The organism is Pseudomonas sp. BIGb0558 (assembly GCF_024807515.1).
GTDB lineage: Bacteria > Pseudomonadota > Gammaproteobacteria > Pseudomonadales > Pseudomonadaceae > Aquipseudomonas > Aquipseudomonas yamanorum_A.
Map to the genome: position 1 here is coordinate 58,376 of NZ_JANUEW010000031.1, position 16,584 is coordinate 74,959.

Annotated in this window: 13 protein-coding genes; 8 read left to right on the plus strand and 5 right to left on the minus strand. The window is 63.2% G+C overall.

Annotated features, from left to right (window positions below):
* The 7 genes from M2400_RS26235 to folD all read left to right on the plus strand — a co-directional run bounded on the left by M2400_RS26235 (position 1) and on the right by folD (position 9,510).
* Entirely contained in the window at positions 1-1,017 is a 1,017-nt protein-coding gene (locus tag M2400_RS26235) for a DUF3445 domain-containing protein (RefSeq protein WP_259198972.1), read from the plus strand.
* Positions 1,018-1,060: 43 nt separating this feature from the next.
* Positions 1,061-2,191, plus strand: coding sequence for an aminomethyltransferase family protein (locus tag M2400_RS26240; RefSeq protein ID WP_259198973.1), 1,131 nt, complete (start codon positions 1,061-1,063; stop codon positions 2,189-2,191).
* 30 nt (positions 2,192-2,221) lie between these two features.
* Positions 2,222-3,088, plus strand: coding sequence for a formyltetrahydrofolate deformylase (gene purU, locus M2400_RS26245; RefSeq protein ID WP_259198974.1), 867 nt, complete (start codon positions 2,222-2,224; stop codon positions 3,086-3,088).
* A 21-nt stretch (positions 3,089-3,109) separates the two neighbouring features.
* Complete coding sequence (locus M2400_RS26250; RefSeq protein ID WP_259198975.1) at positions 3,110-4,477, plus strand: NAD(P)-binding domain-containing protein; 1,368 nt, start codon at positions 3,110-3,112, stop codon at positions 4,475-4,477.
* 2 nt (positions 4,478-4,479) lie between these two features.
* The gene (locus tag M2400_RS26255) at positions 4,480-6,789 is read left to right on the plus strand and encodes a DUF1989 domain-containing protein (RefSeq protein ID WP_259198976.1); all 2,310 of its coding nucleotides are present in this window, start codon (positions 4,480-4,482) and stop codon (positions 6,787-6,789) included.
* A 75-nt stretch (positions 6,790-6,864) separates the two neighbouring features.
* Positions 6,865-8,544, plus strand: coding sequence for an APC family permease (locus tag M2400_RS26260; protein WP_177115546.1), 1,680 nt, complete (start codon positions 6,865-6,867; stop codon positions 8,542-8,544).
* 48 nt (positions 8,545-8,592) lie between these two features.
* Positions 8,593-9,510: a bifunctional methylenetetrahydrofolate dehydrogenase/methenyltetrahydrofolate cyclohydrolase FolD gene (gene folD / locus M2400_RS26265; RefSeq protein WP_177046655.1), complete on the plus strand. Its 918-nt coding sequence runs from the start codon at positions 8,593-8,595 to the stop codon at positions 9,508-9,510.
* A gap of 137 nt (positions 9,511-9,647) precedes the next feature.
* Here the strand turns inward: folD and M2400_RS26270 are convergent, their stop codons facing one another.
* From M2400_RS26270 to glnT, 5 genes are all read right to left on the minus strand, one after another.
* The gene (locus tag M2400_RS26270) at positions 9,648-10,973 is read right to left on the minus strand and encodes an ammonium transporter (RefSeq protein ID WP_259198977.1); all 1,326 of its coding nucleotides are present in this window, start codon (positions 10,971-10,973) and stop codon (positions 9,648-9,650) included.
* Positions 10,974-11,195: 222 nt separating this feature from the next.
* Entirely contained in the window at positions 11,196-12,524 is a 1,329-nt protein-coding gene (locus M2400_RS26275) for an FMN-binding glutamate synthase family protein (RefSeq protein WP_177046659.1), read from the minus strand.
* 15 nt (positions 12,525-12,539) lie between these two features.
* Complete coding sequence (locus M2400_RS26280) at positions 12,540-13,214, minus strand: protein glxC (RefSeq protein WP_177079427.1); 675 nt, start codon at positions 13,212-13,214, stop codon at positions 12,540-12,542.
* Between the two features lie 11 nt (positions 13,215-13,225).
* The gene (locus M2400_RS26285) at positions 13,226-14,131 is read right to left on the minus strand and encodes a glutamine amidotransferase family protein (RefSeq protein WP_177046663.1); all 906 of its coding nucleotides are present in this window, start codon (positions 14,129-14,131) and stop codon (positions 13,226-13,228) included.
* Between the two features lie 22 nt (positions 14,132-14,153).
* Positions 14,154-15,488 carry a type III glutamate--ammonia ligase gene (glnT, locus tag M2400_RS26290; RefSeq protein ID WP_177115543.1) on the minus strand — a complete coding sequence of 445 codons (1,335 nt, stop codon included), beginning with the start codon at positions 15,486-15,488 and terminating at the stop codon, positions 14,154-14,156.
* Between the two features lie 280 nt (positions 15,489-15,768).
* On the opposite strand from glnT, the gene M2400_RS26295 reads away from it, so the two are divergent.
* Complete coding sequence (locus tag M2400_RS26295) at positions 15,769-16,368, plus strand: helix-turn-helix domain-containing protein (RefSeq protein WP_177046668.1); 600 nt, start codon at positions 15,769-15,771, stop codon at positions 16,366-16,368.
* Positions 16,369-16,584 lie beyond the last annotated feature (216 nt).

Here is a 16,584-nt window from a genome sequence, read left to right on the forward strand (position 1 = left end):
ATGCCTCTACCATCGAGCCCCGTGCTGAGTTATCGGGACGACTTCAGCTTTCACAACAGCCCGACGGCGATCCGCCGCTTCCCCTTCCCGTTTACCGAAGACAGTTACCTGTACTCGGTGAATATCGAGCCGGCGACCTCGCGCGACCCGGGCTCGATCTATGAACATGGCTTCGACATCGACGAGCACTACCGCTCGGAAATGGCCGAACGCGCGCTGGTGCTGGACAAGGACCCGCGTCGCTACCTGGTGATGCCGCACATGCAAGTGGCCGCCTGGGATGCGTTGCAGATGCTGATGGAACACCTCGCCGCCGATTACCCGCAGTGGTTCAGCCTGGCCCGTGATGGCGACCGCTGGCATTGGCGTAACCGCCTGCTGGAGATCAACCAGCACTTTGTATTCGGCGACGCCACCAGCCTGCCCTGTGAACCGCTGGAATTTATCGGGCGCCAGGTGCAGGGAGATTTCGCCTTGCTCGACCAGCGCGACGGCGACCTCTACATGGACGCCGGCCTGATCACCGGCCCGGCCGACTGGTCCTTGGCATTCGACGCCGGCATGAGTTTCAAGCAATGGCATGCACCGGTGCCCATGGCCCATCAAATGGGCGTGTTCGAGCGTGCGCTGAAGTACCTGCTCAACCTGCAGGCCGGCCAGCCTGTGCGGCGCCTGAACTGGACCCTGACCATCAACCCGCGCCTGGATTCATCCCCCGAGACCTTTCACGAATGGGGCGCGGACCGCGGCCAGATCACCTCGCAGAACGTCGGGCAACAGGTGCACCTGCGGGTCGAGTTGCAAGTGATGGCGCGCCTGCCCCGCAGCAACGCGGTGATGTTCAGCATCCGCACCTACCTGATCAGCATGGATGAGCTGGTGACCCAGCCCGGCTGGGGCTGTCGCCTGCACCGCGTGCTGCGCGACCTGCCCGACCCCATCGCCGACTACAAGGGCATGACCCGCTACCGGCACACGCTGGTGGAGTGGCTGAGCCAGTTCGACCCGCAGGCCTGACCGCCCCTTTTCCCGGCTCTCTTTTTACCCAAAGGACCCTCACATGACCCACTCATGGCGTATTTCTGCATTGGCCGAGCGGCACCGCGCGCTCGGCTCGAACCTCGAAGACTGGAACGGCATGGGCACGGCCTGGACCTACAGCAGCGAGCTGGCCGACCACCACCAGGCGATCCGCACCCGTGCCGGGCTGATGGACGTGTCGGGGCTGAAAAAAGTCCACTACGTCGGGCCCCACGCCGAGAGCCTGTTGCAGTGGGCGACCACCCGCGATATCGCCAAGCTCTACCCCGGCAAATCGGTGTACGCCTCGATGCTCGACGAAGACGGCAAATTCGTCGACGACTGCATCGTCTACCGCACCGGGCCCAACGCCTTCATGGTGGTGCATGGCGCCGGCACCGGGCATGAAATGCTCGTGCGCTCCGCCCAGGGCCGGCAAGTGGCGGTGCTGTTCGATGACGACCTGCACGATCTGTCGCTGCAAGGCCCGCTGGCGGTGGATTTCCTCGCCGAGCACGTGCCCGGCATTCGCCAGTTGCCGTACTTCCACCACCTACAAACCCGCCTGTTCGACCGCCCGGTGATGATCTCCCGCACCGGCTACACCGGCGAGCGCGGCTACGAGATTTTCTGCAAGGCCGCCGACGCGCCTTTCCTGTGGGACAGCATCCTCGAACAAGGCGCGAGCCTGGGGATTATCCCGTGTGCCTTCACCGCTCTGGACTGGCTGCGGGTGGAAAGCTCGCTGATGTTTTTTCCGTACGACAACTCGCAGATGTACCCCTTCGCCGACCAGAAAGCCGGCGACACCCTTTGGGAGATGGGCCTGGATTTCACCGTCTCCCCTGGCAAACAAGCATTTCGCGGCGCCGAAGAACACCTGCGCCTGCGCGGCCAGGAGCGCTTCAAGATCACCGGCGTGCTGCTGGACGGTGTGCGCCCTGCCGAGGCCGGCGACACCCTGTGGCAAGGCAGCCAGCAAGTCGGCGTGATCACCTGCGGCATGTATTCGCGCCTGAGCAAACGCTCGATGGCCATCGCACGCATGAGCGTTGCCTGTTCCGAACCCGGCATTGCCTTGCAGGTGCGCGGCAGCCTTGAGGCCAGCGCCACCACCCACGCCCTGCCCTTTGACGACCCGGAAAAAACCAAGCGCACGGCCAAGGGCTGAGCCTTCCCACACTTGATTCAGGAGCCTTCGATGGACGCCTCCAGCGAACATTACATTCTCAAGATCACCTGCCCGGCGGCGTCCGGGATTGTCGCGGCGATCAGCGCTTGCCTGGCCCGCCAGCAGTGCTATATCAGCGAGCTGGCACAATTCGACGACGAGTTCACCGGGCAGTTTTTCATGCGCGCGGTGTTCCGCTTCAACACCGGGGTCAGCGGTGATATCGGTGCCCTGCGCGAAGGCCTGGGCGACCTCGCCGGTGGCTTCGACATGCAGTGGCAGTTGTTCAGCTCGCGCCAACCGACCCGCGTGCTGCTGATGGTCAGCAAGTTCGACCACTGCCTCACCGACCTGCTCTATCGCCACCGCAAGGGCGAAATGGACATGCACATCACCGCCGTGGTCTCCAACCACCTGGACCTGCGGGCCATGGCCGAGCGCGAAGGCATCCGCTTCATCTACCTGCCCATCACCAAGGACAGCAAGGCCAGCCAGGAAGCCGAGCTGATGCGCATCGTCGAGGACACCCAGACCGACCTGGTGGTGCTCGCCCGCTATATGCAGATTCTGTCCGACGGCCTGTGCCAACAGCTCTCGGGGCGGGCGATCAATATCCATCACTCGTTCCTGCCCGGGTTCAAGGGCGCCAAGCCCTATCACCAGGCCTACGACCGTGGCGTGAAGCTGATCGGCGCCACCGCCCACTACGTCACCAGCGACCTCGATGAAGGGCCGATCATCGAGCAGGAAATCCAGCGCGTCGACCATACCCACCTGCCCGACTCGCTGGTCGCCATTGGCCGCGACACCGAGACCGTCGCCCTTTCCAAAGCCCTGAAATACCACCTGGAGCACCGGGTGTTCATCAACCAGGACAAGACAGTGATCTTTCGCTGAAACCCTTCAGGAGGCACGCTCATGACTCTACGTGTAGCAATCATCGGCGCCGGCCCGTGCGGCCTGGCACAACTTCGCGCGTTCCAGTCGGCCCGCGACCAGGGCACCGCCATTCCCGAACTGGTGTGCTTCGAGAAACAGCAGGACTGGGGCGGCATGTGGAACTACACCTGGCGCACCGGCCTGGACGAGAACGGCGAGCCGGTGCACGGCAGCATGTACCGTTACCTGTGGTCCAACGGCCCCAAGGAGTGCCTGGAGTTCGCCGACTACACCTTTGAAGAGCACTTTGGCCGGCCCATCGGCTCCTACCCGCCCCGTGAGGTGCTGTGGGACTACATCAAGGGCCGGGTCGAAAAAGCCGGCGTGCGCGACTACATCCGCTTCAACAATGTGGTGCGCCAAGTCACCTTCGACGAGCAGACCCAACGCTTCACCCTCTACGCCCACGACTACAGCAACGACACGCTGACCTGTGAGGAGTTCGACTACGTGGTCAACGCCTGCGGCCACTTCTCCACGCCCAAGGTGCCGTACTTCGACGGCTTCGAACAGTTTGCCGGGCGCATCCTGCATGCCCATGATTTTCGCGAGGCACTGGAGTTCAAGGACAAGGACCTGCTGATTGTCGGCAGCAGCTATTCGGCCGAGGACATCGGCTCGCAGTGCTACAAATACGGCGCCCGCAGCATCACCAGTTGCTACCGCACCGCGCCCATGGGCTATGCCTGGCCAGACAACTGGGAAGAAAAGCCGTTGCTCACGCGCCTGGAAAACAACCGCGCGTACTTTGTCGATGGCAGCAGCAAACACATCGATGCGGTGATCCTGTGCACCGGCTACAAGCATCATTTCCCGTTCCTGCCGGATGAGCTGAGCCTGAAGACCGACAACCGCCTGTGGCCGATGAACCTGTACAAGGGCGTGTTCTGGGAACCCAACCCGCGCCTGATCTACCTGGGCATGCAGGACCAGTGGTACTCCTTCAACATGTTCGACGCCCAGGCCTGGTATGCCCGCGATGTGATCCTGGGGCGCATCACCCTGCCGAGCCAGGCCGAACGAGCCACCGACAGCCAGCAGTGGCACGCACGGGAACAGACCCTGGAAACCAACCAGCAGATGTTCGAGTACCAGGGCGCCTACATCCAGCACCTGGTGGACGCCACCGACTACCCGAATTTCGACATTGCCGCCGTGAACGAAACCTTCCTGCACTGGAAGCATGACAAGGCGGAAAACATCATGGGCTACCGCGACAAGTCTTATCGTTCGCTGATGACCGGAACCCAATCGCCACCGCACCACACACCGTGGTTGCAGGCGCTGGATGACTCGATGGCGGCGTACCTGGCTGAGCCCGCGACGCCCATCAAGTCGGTCGGCTGATGATGAATGCACCTCGTGTTTCTCATCCCCGAGAGCCCGGGCTGTTCGCCCGCGCCCCCCACCTGGAACGTTACCGCGTGGCCGCCGGCGGAGTGACCCTGGTGGACTTGCAACCCGGCGACCGCCTGCAGGTGATCGACATCGAAGGCCGGCAAACCTGCGCACTGCTGGCCCTCGATGCCGACGGGCGCAGTGCGTTGGCCAGTTGGGCACTGCACGGCACAACGGCTTGCCGCGTGACCCGGCGTATCGGCCAGGCGCTCAACCGGCGCGGCATCGACCCGCAACGGTTGCCGCTGGCCGCCTCGCTGTGGGACGACGACAGCCCGCCCGGCCATAGCCGTCATTTCACCGCCCATGACCGGTTGCTGGTGATCGTTGCCGCCCCGGCCGGGCCCACCGCCGTTGACCGACAATACCGGCCGAGCGAACTGCGCCTGCTGGTAACCCGCGTCGACCCCTCTCCCCTCTGGGTGCCCGCCCTGCCTGAACGGTTGGGCGAAGTGCTGGACGAATTCACCCTGCGCGCCGGCACGGCCCACAGCTACACCGTCGCCAAGGGGCAGTACGTGCAGGTGCTGGATGTGGCCGGGCGCCAATGTTCGGACTTTGTCGCCCTCGACCGTCGCGCCCTGGATCGCGGGCTGGAGCTGGACCTCGACCAGACCGTCACCCGCACGCTGAACGGCAGCGCCTACCCCGCACCCGGGCTGTTCTCGAAGTTCTTCGACCGGAACATGCAACCGATGCTGGAGGTGGTGCAAGACACCGTCGGCCGCCACGACTCCTTCGCCCTGGCCTGCGCCGCACGCTATTACGAAAGCCAGGGCTATTTCGGGCACGACAACTGCAGCGACAACCTCAGCCAGGTGCTCGCGCCCCATGGCGTCCAGGCCCGCAAGGGTTGGCCGGCGATCAATTTTTTCTTCAATACCGGGATCGACGCGCACCAGCAGATGACCCTCGACGAGCCCTGGTCGCGTCCCGGCGACTATGTGCTGTTGCGGGCCACCACCGACCTGCTGTGCGCGAGCACTTCATGCCCGGATGACATCGACCCCGCCAATGGCTGGGACCCGAGCGACATCCACGTCCGCATCTACAGCGAGAAGGAGCGTTTTTCCATCGCCATGAGCACTCGAACCACGGCCGATGCCGACCCGATTCTGACCCGTGAGTCTGCGTTCCACTCACGCACAAGCCGCCTCACCGGCAGCTTCACCGACTACCGCAACTGGTGGCTGCCGTTGCGCTACGACGGCTACGGCGCCACCGAGGAATACCTCGGTTGCCGCGAACGGGTAGCGGTGATGGACCTGACCGCCTTGCGCAAATTCGAAATCATCGGCCCCGACGCCGAGAGCCTGTTGCAGTACTGCCTGACCCGCGACGTGCGGCGCCTGGCGGTGGGCCAGGTGGTCTATTGCGCCATGTGCCACCCCCACGGCGGCATGCTCGATGACGGCACCTTGCTGCGCCTGGGCCCGGACAATTTCCGCTGGGTCTGCGGTGAGGACTACGCCGGGGTGTGGCTGCGGGAACAGGCACAGAAACTGGGCATGAAGGTGTGGGTCAAGTCCGCCAGCGAGCAGATCCACAACCTGGCGGTGCAGGGGCCGATGAGCCGCGAGCTGCTTAAACAGATGGTCTGGACCCCACCCACCCAACCGAGCCTGGAAGCCCTCGGCTGGTTCCGCTTCCTGGTGGGGCGGCTGGACGGTTTCGACGGCTGTCCGTTGATGATTTCCCGTACCGGCTACACCGGCGAACTGGGTTATGAAGTGTGGTGCCAGCCCGAAGACGCCGAACGGGTGTGGGACCGCATCTGGCAGCTCGGCCAACCCTTGGGGCTGGTCCCCCTGGGCCTGGAAGCGCTGGACATGCTGCGCATCGAAGCCGGGCTGATTTTTGCCGGCTACGAGTTCAGCGACCAGACCGACCCGTTTGAGGCGGGTATCGGGTTCAGCGTGCCGCTGAAAAGCAAAACCGATGATTTCATCGGGCGCGACGCCCTGTTGCGGCGCAGTGCGCACCCCACCCACAAGCTCGTCGGCCTGCACTTGAGCGGCAACGAGACTGCCCACCATGGCGACCCGGTGTACCAGGGCCGGGCCCAGGTCGGGGTCATTACCAGCGCCTGCCGCTCCCCGCTGCTGGCCAGCAACATCGCGTTGTGCCGGGTGGACGTGGCGTGCGCCGAGCCCGGCACGGTACTCGAGATTGGCAAAGTCGATGGCCTGCAGAAGCGCATCAGCGCCACGGCCAGCGCAGCGATTTTCTATGACCCGGACAAAAGCCGGGTGCGCAGTTGATCGTTCCGATACGCGTGTGCGCCACCCCATTTTGACTGCCCCACTTAAACGCTATTCAGACATGGGAATACAGAGATGGAAGCGACGACGTTCGAGGCAGTACCGCAGGCCGCCAGTTCGGTGGGCAGCCTGCACCGCAAGATCGATTGGCGCGGGGCGTTCTGGGTCGCCAGTGGCGTACCCGCCCTGGTGCTGTTCTCTATTGGCGCCATTGCCGCGACGGTCGGCAAACCGGCGTGGATCGTGTGGATCGTGTCGATCCTGTTCGGGTTTATCCAGGCATTCACTTATGCCGAGATCGCCGGGTTATTCCCCCACAAGTCCGGTGGCGCCTCGGTATACGGCGCCGTCGCCTGGGTGCGCTACAGCAAGCTGATTGCACCGGTTTCGGTGTGGTGCAACTGGCTGGCATGGTCGCCGGTGCTGTCCATCGGTTCGGGGCTGGCGGCGGGTTATATCCTGACCGCGCTGTTTCCCGCCGATGCGCTGATCAACACCTGGCAACTGACCCTGCTGGACCTGGGCTGGGTCAAGAGCGGCCTGTCGCTGCGGATCAACGCGACCTTCGGCATCGGCCTGTTGATTCTGCTCACGGTGTTTGCCGTGCAGCACGGCGGCATCCTGCGTTCGGCGCGCCTGACCCTGGTGCTGGGCGTCACCTCGCTGATTCCGCTGCTGCTGGTGGGCGTGGTGCCGTTGTTCACCGGGGATGCGGCCCAGGCCAACTTCCTGCCGTTGTACCCCCTGGCCCATGATGCGGCCGGGCAAGTCATCGATGGGCCCTGGGATATTTCCGGCTGGTCGCTGATGGCCGGCGGGCTGTTCATGGCCGCGTGGTCCACCTACGGTTTTGAAACGGCGGTGTGCTACACCCGGGAGTTCAAGGACCCCAAGCGCGACACGTTCAAGGCGATTTTCTACGCCGGCCTGCTGTGCATCCTGGTGTTCACCCTGGTCCCGCTGGCGTTTCAAGGCAGCCTGGGGCTGGGCCAACTGGTGACCCCGGCGGTGCTCGACGCCAGCGGCGCCATCGTCACGCCGGCGGTGTACAGCGGCCTGTTGTCACCGGCGATCTACAGCGGCATGGGAGTTGGCCAGGTCATGGCCGACAGCATTGGCGGTGGCAAGGTGGTCGCCAATATCGTGCTGATCATGCTGGTGCTGGCGACGTTACTGGCGATCATGACCTCGATGTCCGGTTCTTCGCGCACCCTGTATCAGGCGTCGGTGGACGGCTGGCTGCCCAAATACCTGGGACGTACCAACGAACACGGGGCGCCCACGGCGGCGATGTGGACCGACCTGTCGTTCAACCTGCTGCTGTTGCTGATGTCCGACTACGTGTTCGTGCTCGCGGCCTCCAACGTCAGCTACATCATCTTCAACTTCCTCAACCTCAACGCCGGCTGGATCCACCGCCTGGACCGCCCCGACTGGGTGCGCCCGTACAAGGCGCCCACCGTGCTGCTGGCGGCAGGTGGCGTGCTGAGCTTCGTCAACCTGGCCTGCATGGGCCTGGGCGCGGATATCTGGGGCGCGGGCACGCTGGTCACCGGTTTGCTGCTGGCGCTGCTGATCCTGCCGGTGTTCTGCTTCCGCCACTACGTGCAGGACAAGGGCCGCTTCCCCGCCGCGATGCTCAGCGACCTGTATATCCAGGCCGATGACGGGCAAAAGCGTGCCGGTTGGTTGCCCTATGCCACGCTGATTGCCGGTGTGCTGGTGGTGTATGGCTGCCATCAGCTGGTAGCCTGATCTCATCGCTGAGGGAGTGATCCCTCAGCGCCTCCACTTCTCCAGACAATGGTGACGCTTTTGACCAGCTCTCTCTCCACGCTTGCCCGCGATATCGACGGCAAGGCCATCGCTGCCCAGGTTCTCGACGAGGTTCGCGAAGAGGTTCAGGTGCTTGCCACGCAACAGATCTACCCGGCGCTGGCCGTGCTGCTGGTGGGCGACGACCCGGCCAGCCACGTCTATGTGCGCAATAAACTGCTGCGGGCCAAGGAAGTCGGGATTCGCTCCCTCGAATACCGGCTGCCGGACGACGCCAGCCAGGCGCACGTGCTGGAGCTGATTGCCCGTCTGAACGCCGACCCTGCAGTCAACGGCATCCTGGTGCAGTTGCCGCTGCCGGGCCATATCGACGAAGCCTCAGTGATTCATGCCATCGACCCGATCAAGGACGTGGATGGCTTTCATCGGGAAAACGTCGGTGGGCTGGTGCAAGGCCTGGAAGTGCTCACACCCTGCACCCCCAGTGGCTGCATGCGCCTGCTGCACGAAACCTGCGGTGATCTGAGCGGCTTGCACGCGGTGGTGATTGGCCGCTCGAACATTGTCGGCAAACCCATGGCGACTCTGTTGTTGCAGGCCAACTGCTCGGTCAGCGTGGTGCACTCGCGCAGTGTCGATGCACCCGCGTTGTGCCGCCTGGCAGACATCGTGGTCGCCGCCGTGGGCCGGCCACAACTGATCGACGCCAGCTGGCTCAAGCCCGGCGCGGTGGTGATTGATGTGGGGATCAACCGTATCAGTACCGAGACCGGCACGCGGTTGGTGGGGGATGTGGACTATGCGAGCGCACGTACCGTGGCCAGTGCGATTACCCCGGTGCCGGGAGGTGTGGGGCCGATGACGATTGCCTATCTGCTGAAGAACACCCTGGTGGCCGCCCAGTTGCAGCGGGCCGCCCTGCCCCACGAGCTGGCGGTGAGCTGAGCCCCAATGCAAACCGCCACTGTAGGAGCGAGCTTGCTCGCGAAAAGCGCGAGGACACCGCGCTAATCCAGAAGCGCTGCGTCATCGTTGACGTTCTTCGCGAGCAAGCTCGCTCCTACAGTGGGCCGTTCGGGCTATCAGTGGTTGTAAGCCCGCTCGTTGTGCTCGGCGAGGTCGAGTCCCATCTCTTCCACCGACTCATGGGCGCGCAACCCAACCAGTGCATTGACCACCTTGAGAATGATCCAGCTGATCACGAAGCAATACACCGTGGTCAGCAGTACGCCCTTGATCTGGGCAACCACCTGGCCGCCCATGGTCACGCCTTCCACCAGCCCGCCCATGGACGGCACGCAGAACACGCCGGTCAACACCGCGCCGATCATGCCGCCGATGCCGTGCAAGCCGAACACATCGAGGCTGTCGTCATAACCGAAACGACGCTTCAACACCGTCACGCTCAAGTAGCAGAACACCCCGCACAGCAGGCCGATGGCCAAGGCACCGCCGACGCCCACATAGGCACAGGCCGGGGTGATCCCCACCAGGCCGGCCAGGGCACCGCTCGCCAGGCCCAGGGCACTCGGCTTGCCGACCTTGAACCACTCGGTGAACATCCAGCCGAGAATCCCGGCGCACGCGCCCAGTTGGGTGTTGAGCATGACAATTCCCGAGGTGCCGTTGAGCCCGCCACCGGAGCCGATATTGAACCCGAACCAGCCCACCCAGAGCATCGCCGCGCCAGCCATGGTCAGGCTCAGGTTGTGAGCCGGCATCGGCGTGTTCTGGTAGCCACGGCGTTTGCCCAGGATCAGGCACGCGGCCAGTGCAGCCACACCGGCGTTGATGTGCACGGCGGTGCCACCGGCAAAATCGAGCACGCCCCAGTTATGCATCAAGGCCCCCGAACCGCCCCACACCATATGCGCCACCGGGGCATAGACCAGGGTGAACCACACGGCCATGAACAGCAGCGCCGCCGAGAACTTCATGCGTTCGGCAAAGGCCCCGGCGATCAGTGCCGGGGTGATGATGGCGAAGGTCATCTGGAAGGTCACGAACACACCTTCCGGAATATCCCCCACCAGGCTCTTGGGGGTCATGCCGGCCAGAAAGGCCCGGCTCAACCCGCCGACAAAACTGTTGAACGTCACCTGCCCTTCGACCATGCCGGTGGTGTCGACCACCATGCTGTAGCCGTAGATCACCCACAACACGCCCACCAGGCCGGCGATGCCAAAGCACTGGGTGAACAGCGAGAGCATGTTTTTCGCACGGACCAGGCCGCCGTAGAACAACGCAAGCCCCGGCAGGCACATGAACAACACCAGCACGGCGGCGGTGACCATCCAGGCGGTGCTGCCGGTGTTCAAGGTGGGGGCGTCGGCGGCCTGGGCCAAGGGTGCAAAAGCAGCGGCCGCCAGTAACGCGAGAAGGGATTTGCCAAGAAGACGATTGACCATGTTCAAAGCTCCTGCAAAAGAAATGGGATGGGGCTGGCAGTGAGCAGTTGTTGTTTGGGGAGCCTCTTGGCGGGCCCCTTGATTTGATTTTTTTGTGGCAAGGGAGCTTGCTGTGGCGAGGGAGCTTGCTCCCGTTCGACAGCGCAGCTGGAGCCGGCTCTTTCAGGGCTGCTTCGCACCCCAGCGGGAGCAAGCTCCCTCGCCACAGGTTTTCATCCAGTTTCAGTAACCGCTACCGGAACCCGGCACCCAACTGGTCCCCGCCAGCGGCACCCGGGCCATGGCGGCCGATTCCACCGTCAACGCCACCAGGTCCTCGGGGTCGAGGTTGTGCAGGTGGGATTTGCCGCATGCACGGGCCATGGTCTGCGCCTCCAGCACCATCACCCGCAGATAGTTGGCCAACCGACGCCCGCCTTCCACCGGGTCCAGGCGCTTGGACAGTTCCGGGTCCTGGGTGGTAATCCCGGCCGGGTCGCGGCCGTTCTGCCAGTCGTCGTAGAAGCCGGCGGCCGAGCCGATCTTTTTCAGTTCCGCGTCCAGCCGTGGGTGGTTATCGCCCAGGGCAATCAACGCCGCCGTACCGATGGCAACCGCGTCCGCGCCCATCGCCATGGCCTTGGCCACATCGGCGCCGTTACGAATCCCGCCCGACACGATCAACTGGACCTTGCGGTGCATGCCCATCTCCTGCAAAGCCTGTACCGCTTGCGGGATGGCCGACAGAATCGGGATGCCAACGTGCTCGATAAACACTTCCTGGGTGGCGGCCGTACCGCCCTGCATGCCGTCGAGGACAATCACATCGGCACCGGCCTTGACCGCCAGCTTCACGTCGTAATACGGCCGGCTGGCGCCGATTTTCACGTAGATCGGTTTTTCCCAATCGGTGATTTCCCGAAGCTCGGCAATCTTGATTGCCAGGTCATCCGGGCCGGTCCAGTCCGGGTGGCGGCACGCGCTGCGCTGGTCGACGCCAATCGGCAAGGTGCGCATACCGGCCACGCGCTCGGTGACTTTCATCCCCAGCAACATGCCGCCACCGCCGGGCTTGGCGCCCTGGCCCAGGACGATCTCGATGGCGTCGGCCTTGCGCAGGTCGTCGGGGTTCATGCCGTAACGCGACGGCAGGTACTGGTACACCAGGTGCTGAGACTGGCCGCGCTCTTCCGGGGTCATGCCACCGTCGCCGGTGGTGGTGCTGGTGCCGGCGATGGTCGCGCCACGCCCCAGGGCTTCCTTGGCGTTGGCCGACAGCGCGCCGAAACTCATGCCGGCGATGGTCACCGGAATCTTCAGGTGGATCGGTTTCTTGGCAAAGCGGTTGCCGAGGATCACGTCAGTGCCGCACTTCTCGCGATAGCCTTCCAGCGGGTAGCGCGACACGCTGGCGCCCAGCAGCAGCAAGTCATCGAAGTGCGGCAGCTTGCGCTTGGTGCCGCCGCCGCGAATGTCGTAGATGCCGGTTTCGGCGGCACGCTGGATTTCCTGGATGGTCAGGCGGTCGAAGGTGGCCGACTCGCGCAACACTGGAGGGGTTTGTTCACTCATGGTGGAGCTCCTGGATCAGTACGCGGAGGCGTTATCGACTTTGAAGTTGTAGAGCTGGCGGGCCGAGCCGTAGCGCTTGAAGTCGGCCGCCTGATGGGCAAAACCGGCGCGATCGAGCAGTTCCTGGAGTTCTTGCAGGTGTTCGCTGCGCATCTCTTTTTCGATGCAATCGGAGCCCAGGGACTCCACCGTGCCTTTGACGTAAATGTGGGTTTCATACAACGAATCCCCCAGCGCATCGCCGGCATCGCCGCACACCACCAGGCGCCCGGCCTGGCCCATGAAGCAGCTCATATGGCCGATGCTGCCACCGACAACGATGTCGATGCCCTTCATGGAAATACCGCAACGCGCCCCTGCGTCACCTTCAATCACCAGCAAGCCGCCATGGGCCGTTGCGCCGGCGGCCTGGGAGGCGCTGCCTTTGACGCGCACCGAGCCCGACATCATGTTCTCGGCGCAGCCCACGCCGACATTGCCGTGCACGGTGATCGACGCCTGTTGGTTCATGCCCGCGCAGTAGTAGCCCGCGTGGCCCTCGATATCGATGGACACCGCCTGGTTCACCCCCACGGCGAGGTTGTGCTTGCCGTTGGAATGGGTGACGCGCCATTCGTTATCGATAGCCTGCGCGTGCAGCGCCTGGTTGAGGTCACGCACGCTGGCGGTGGAAAGATCGATGGTTTTCATGTGTGCGCTCCTTAAGCTGACTCGCGTTCCCAGATGTACAGGGTGGCCGGTGCGGGCTCCCAGATACGGGCGTTTTCAATCCCCGGCAGGCTCGACAGCGCCTGGTACTCGGAGGCCATGGCGACGTAGTCGTCGGTCTCGGCGAGGATCGCCGGCTTGCAGGCAATCGGATCGCGGATCACCGCAAAACCGTTGCGCGTGCCGATGGCAAAGGTGAAGAAGCCGTCGAGGTCTTCCAGGGAGTGATCCAGCGCTTCCTTGAGGGAATCGCCCTGTTGCAGGCGCCAGGTCAGGTAGCCGGCGGCGACTTCGGTGTCGTTGTCGGTTTCGAAATGGATGCCTTCGCGCTTGAGTTCCTGGCGCAGGCGGAAGTGGTTCGACAGCGAACCGTTGTGCACCAGGCACAGGTCGGCGCCGGTGGAAAACGGGTGGCTGCCTTCCATGGTCACTGCACTTTCAGTGGCCATGCGCGTATGGCCGATGATGTGGCTGCCCTGCATGCTCGCCAGGCCGAAGCGCTGGGAGATCTCTTGGGGCAAGCCCATGCCCTTGAGAATCTCGATGCTCTGCCCGGCGCTCATGATGCGCACGCTCGGTGCCAGTTCGGCCAGGGCCAGGCGCACCGGGGCTTCGTCGGCGTGGATCTTCAATACGGCGGCACTGGCGTTCTGGAACCAGTCCAGGGAACAGCCCAGGCGCCCTTCCAGCTCGCCCATCAGGGCTTTCCAGTCAAACGCTTCGGTGGTCGCCTGCAGGGTCAGCTTGACCCAGCCGTCGGCCACTTCGTCGCCGTAGATGGCGAACCCGGCACTGTCCGGGCCACGGTCGGTCATGGCCTGCAACATGGGTTCAAAGAGCTTGCCGAGCTGGGGCTCCAACTGCGGGTTTTTCAGGTACAGGCCTACGATTCCACACATAACAAGTCTCCGTCACACGGTGTCAGAAAAATTCGGTATAGCGCTGGATTTCCCAGTCGCTCACATGGCGGCTGTACTCAACCCACTCCATGCGCTTGAGCTTGATGAACTCACCCACGATCTGCGGGCCCAGTACCTCGATGAACAGCGGGTCGGCTTCCAGCGCGTCGCAGGCTTCCTTGAGGGATTGCGGCAGGGTCTTGATGCCGCGCTCGGCGATCTGCGCGAGGCTCAGGCTGTATAGGTTTTCGTTGCAGACGTGGTCGATTTCCAGCTGGCGGTCAATCCCGTCCAGGCCGGCCGCGATGATCGCGGCGCTGACCAGGTAGGGGTTGCAACCGGCGTCCGGCAGGCGGAATTCAAGCCGGCCATAGGGCACCCGCACCATGGCCGAACGGTTGTTGGCGCCGAAGGCAATAAAGGCCGGGGCCCAGGTGGCACCGGACAAGGAATTGCCCACCACCAGGCGCTTGTAGGAGTTGACGGTTGGCGCGGCGAACGCGCACAGGGCCGGGCCGTGGGCAAGCAAGCCGGCGGCGAAGTGATAGGCCATTTTCGACAAGCCCATGCCGCTTGGATCGCTGGCATCAAAGAACAGGTTTTTGTTCTCGGCGCTGCTGATGGACAGGTGAAAGTGCATGCCGTTGCCGGCGCGTTTCGGGTCGGGCTTGGGCATGAAGGAGCAGATCATGCCCAGGTCATTGGCGATCTCGCCGGCGGCCATGCGGAAGAAGGTAAAGCGGTCGGCCGAGGTCAGGGCATCGCTGTAGGTGTAGTTGATTTCGAATTGGCCGTTGGCGTCTTCGTGGTCGATTTGATAGACCTCGAAATCCACCGCCTGCAAGGCTTCGGTCAGCCGCTCAAGAAACACCCGCGAGCGCGACAGCCCTTTGTAGTCGTAGCAAGGCTTGTCCAGGTTGTCGCTGGGGTCGACCAATTGCAGCTTGCCCTGCTCGTCGCGGCGCATCAGGTTGAACTCGGGCTCCAGGCCAGTGTTCAGGGTCCAGCCCTTGTCTTGCAGGCGCTGCACTTGCTGCTGCAGCACATAGCGGCTGTCGTAGGGATGTGGCTTGCCGTCCACATGGCCGACGCACACCACCCGCCCGTAGCCCGGTTGCCATGGCACCGGAGTCAGGGTCGACAGGTCGCCGCGGGCCATGAAGTCTGGCCCGTGAGGCTCCATGCCCATGCCGCTGATGGCGAACCCGGCAAAACCTGCGCCCTCTTCGGCCACCGTCTTGAGCCCGCAGATCGGCACCGACTTGGTCTTGGCCGCACCGTGTATGTCCACAAACTGCGCAAGCACGTACTTGATCCCGTGCTTGTCGATGATGCGCTGGGTTTCTGCTGGCAACATTGCGTGTCACTCCTCGCGAAAGGCAAAACCGTGTGGGTGGGCCTACTGTCTTTTTATTCCTAAAAAGAAAGTTAGTTTCCCTGCAGGAATGCAATACCCTTGCCAGATTCGCGAGCGGGCGATTGAAGTGCCGATCAAAGCGCTTTTGTGCTGTATATATGGGAAAATTCTTTTCCCCGCAGGAATACGCAAAGCGGGGTGGCCTTCAAGTGCCAGACTTTGCACTTTCCCAGTGCGAAAATAATATTACTGAACGGAAACCGTGCAGGAGCCGATGATCATGTCCACCGAAACCGCCCCGCGCCTCAAGCTCGAGCAATACCTGGGGCTGCAGATCAAACGCCAGCGTCAGGCCCAGGACCTGAAGCTGTCCGATGTGGCGAAGATTGCCGATATCAGCCAGGGCATGTTGAGCAAGATTGAGAACGCCCAGGTGTCTACCAGTCTCGATACCTTGAGCCGCTTGTGTGATGTGCTTGGGCTGCCGTTGTCGAAGTTGTTCAGTGAGTATGACCAGCAGGATGGCAGTGCCTTGTTGGTCAAGGCTGACCAGGGGATGGAAGTGGTGCGTCGGGGGACCGAGAAGGGGCACACCTATCACCTGCTCAATCATACGCGGGGGCCCAAGAAGAGCTTCGAGGCGTATATGGTCAGCATGGATGACGCCAGTGAAGAGTTTCCGACCTTTGCGCACCCTGGGACTGAGTTTTTGCATTTGCTCGAGGGTGAGCTGATATATCGGCATGGGAATCAGCTGTATCGGATGGAGGCCGGGGATAGCTTGACGTTTGAGGGGGAGATTCCGCATGGGCCCGAGGAGTTGGTGCAGGTGCCGATTCGGTTGTTGTCGATCATGAACTATGGGAACGATAAGGAGTGATTGGGGGCATATCCGTTGTTTGGGTTGTTGCTGATATTGGTTCCGCTCTTACAGCGGCTCACTTTTGAAGAGCGCAAAAGTAAGCAAAACGCTCTTGCCCCACCACTCGGCACCTCGCTTGGGCTCGGTGTGCCCGCACTCCGGCATTACTCCGCGGGCCGCCGCGACGGGGCGTCCCTGCCCCGTCGCGGCTAAACCGGCGTCCTGCCGGTTTAC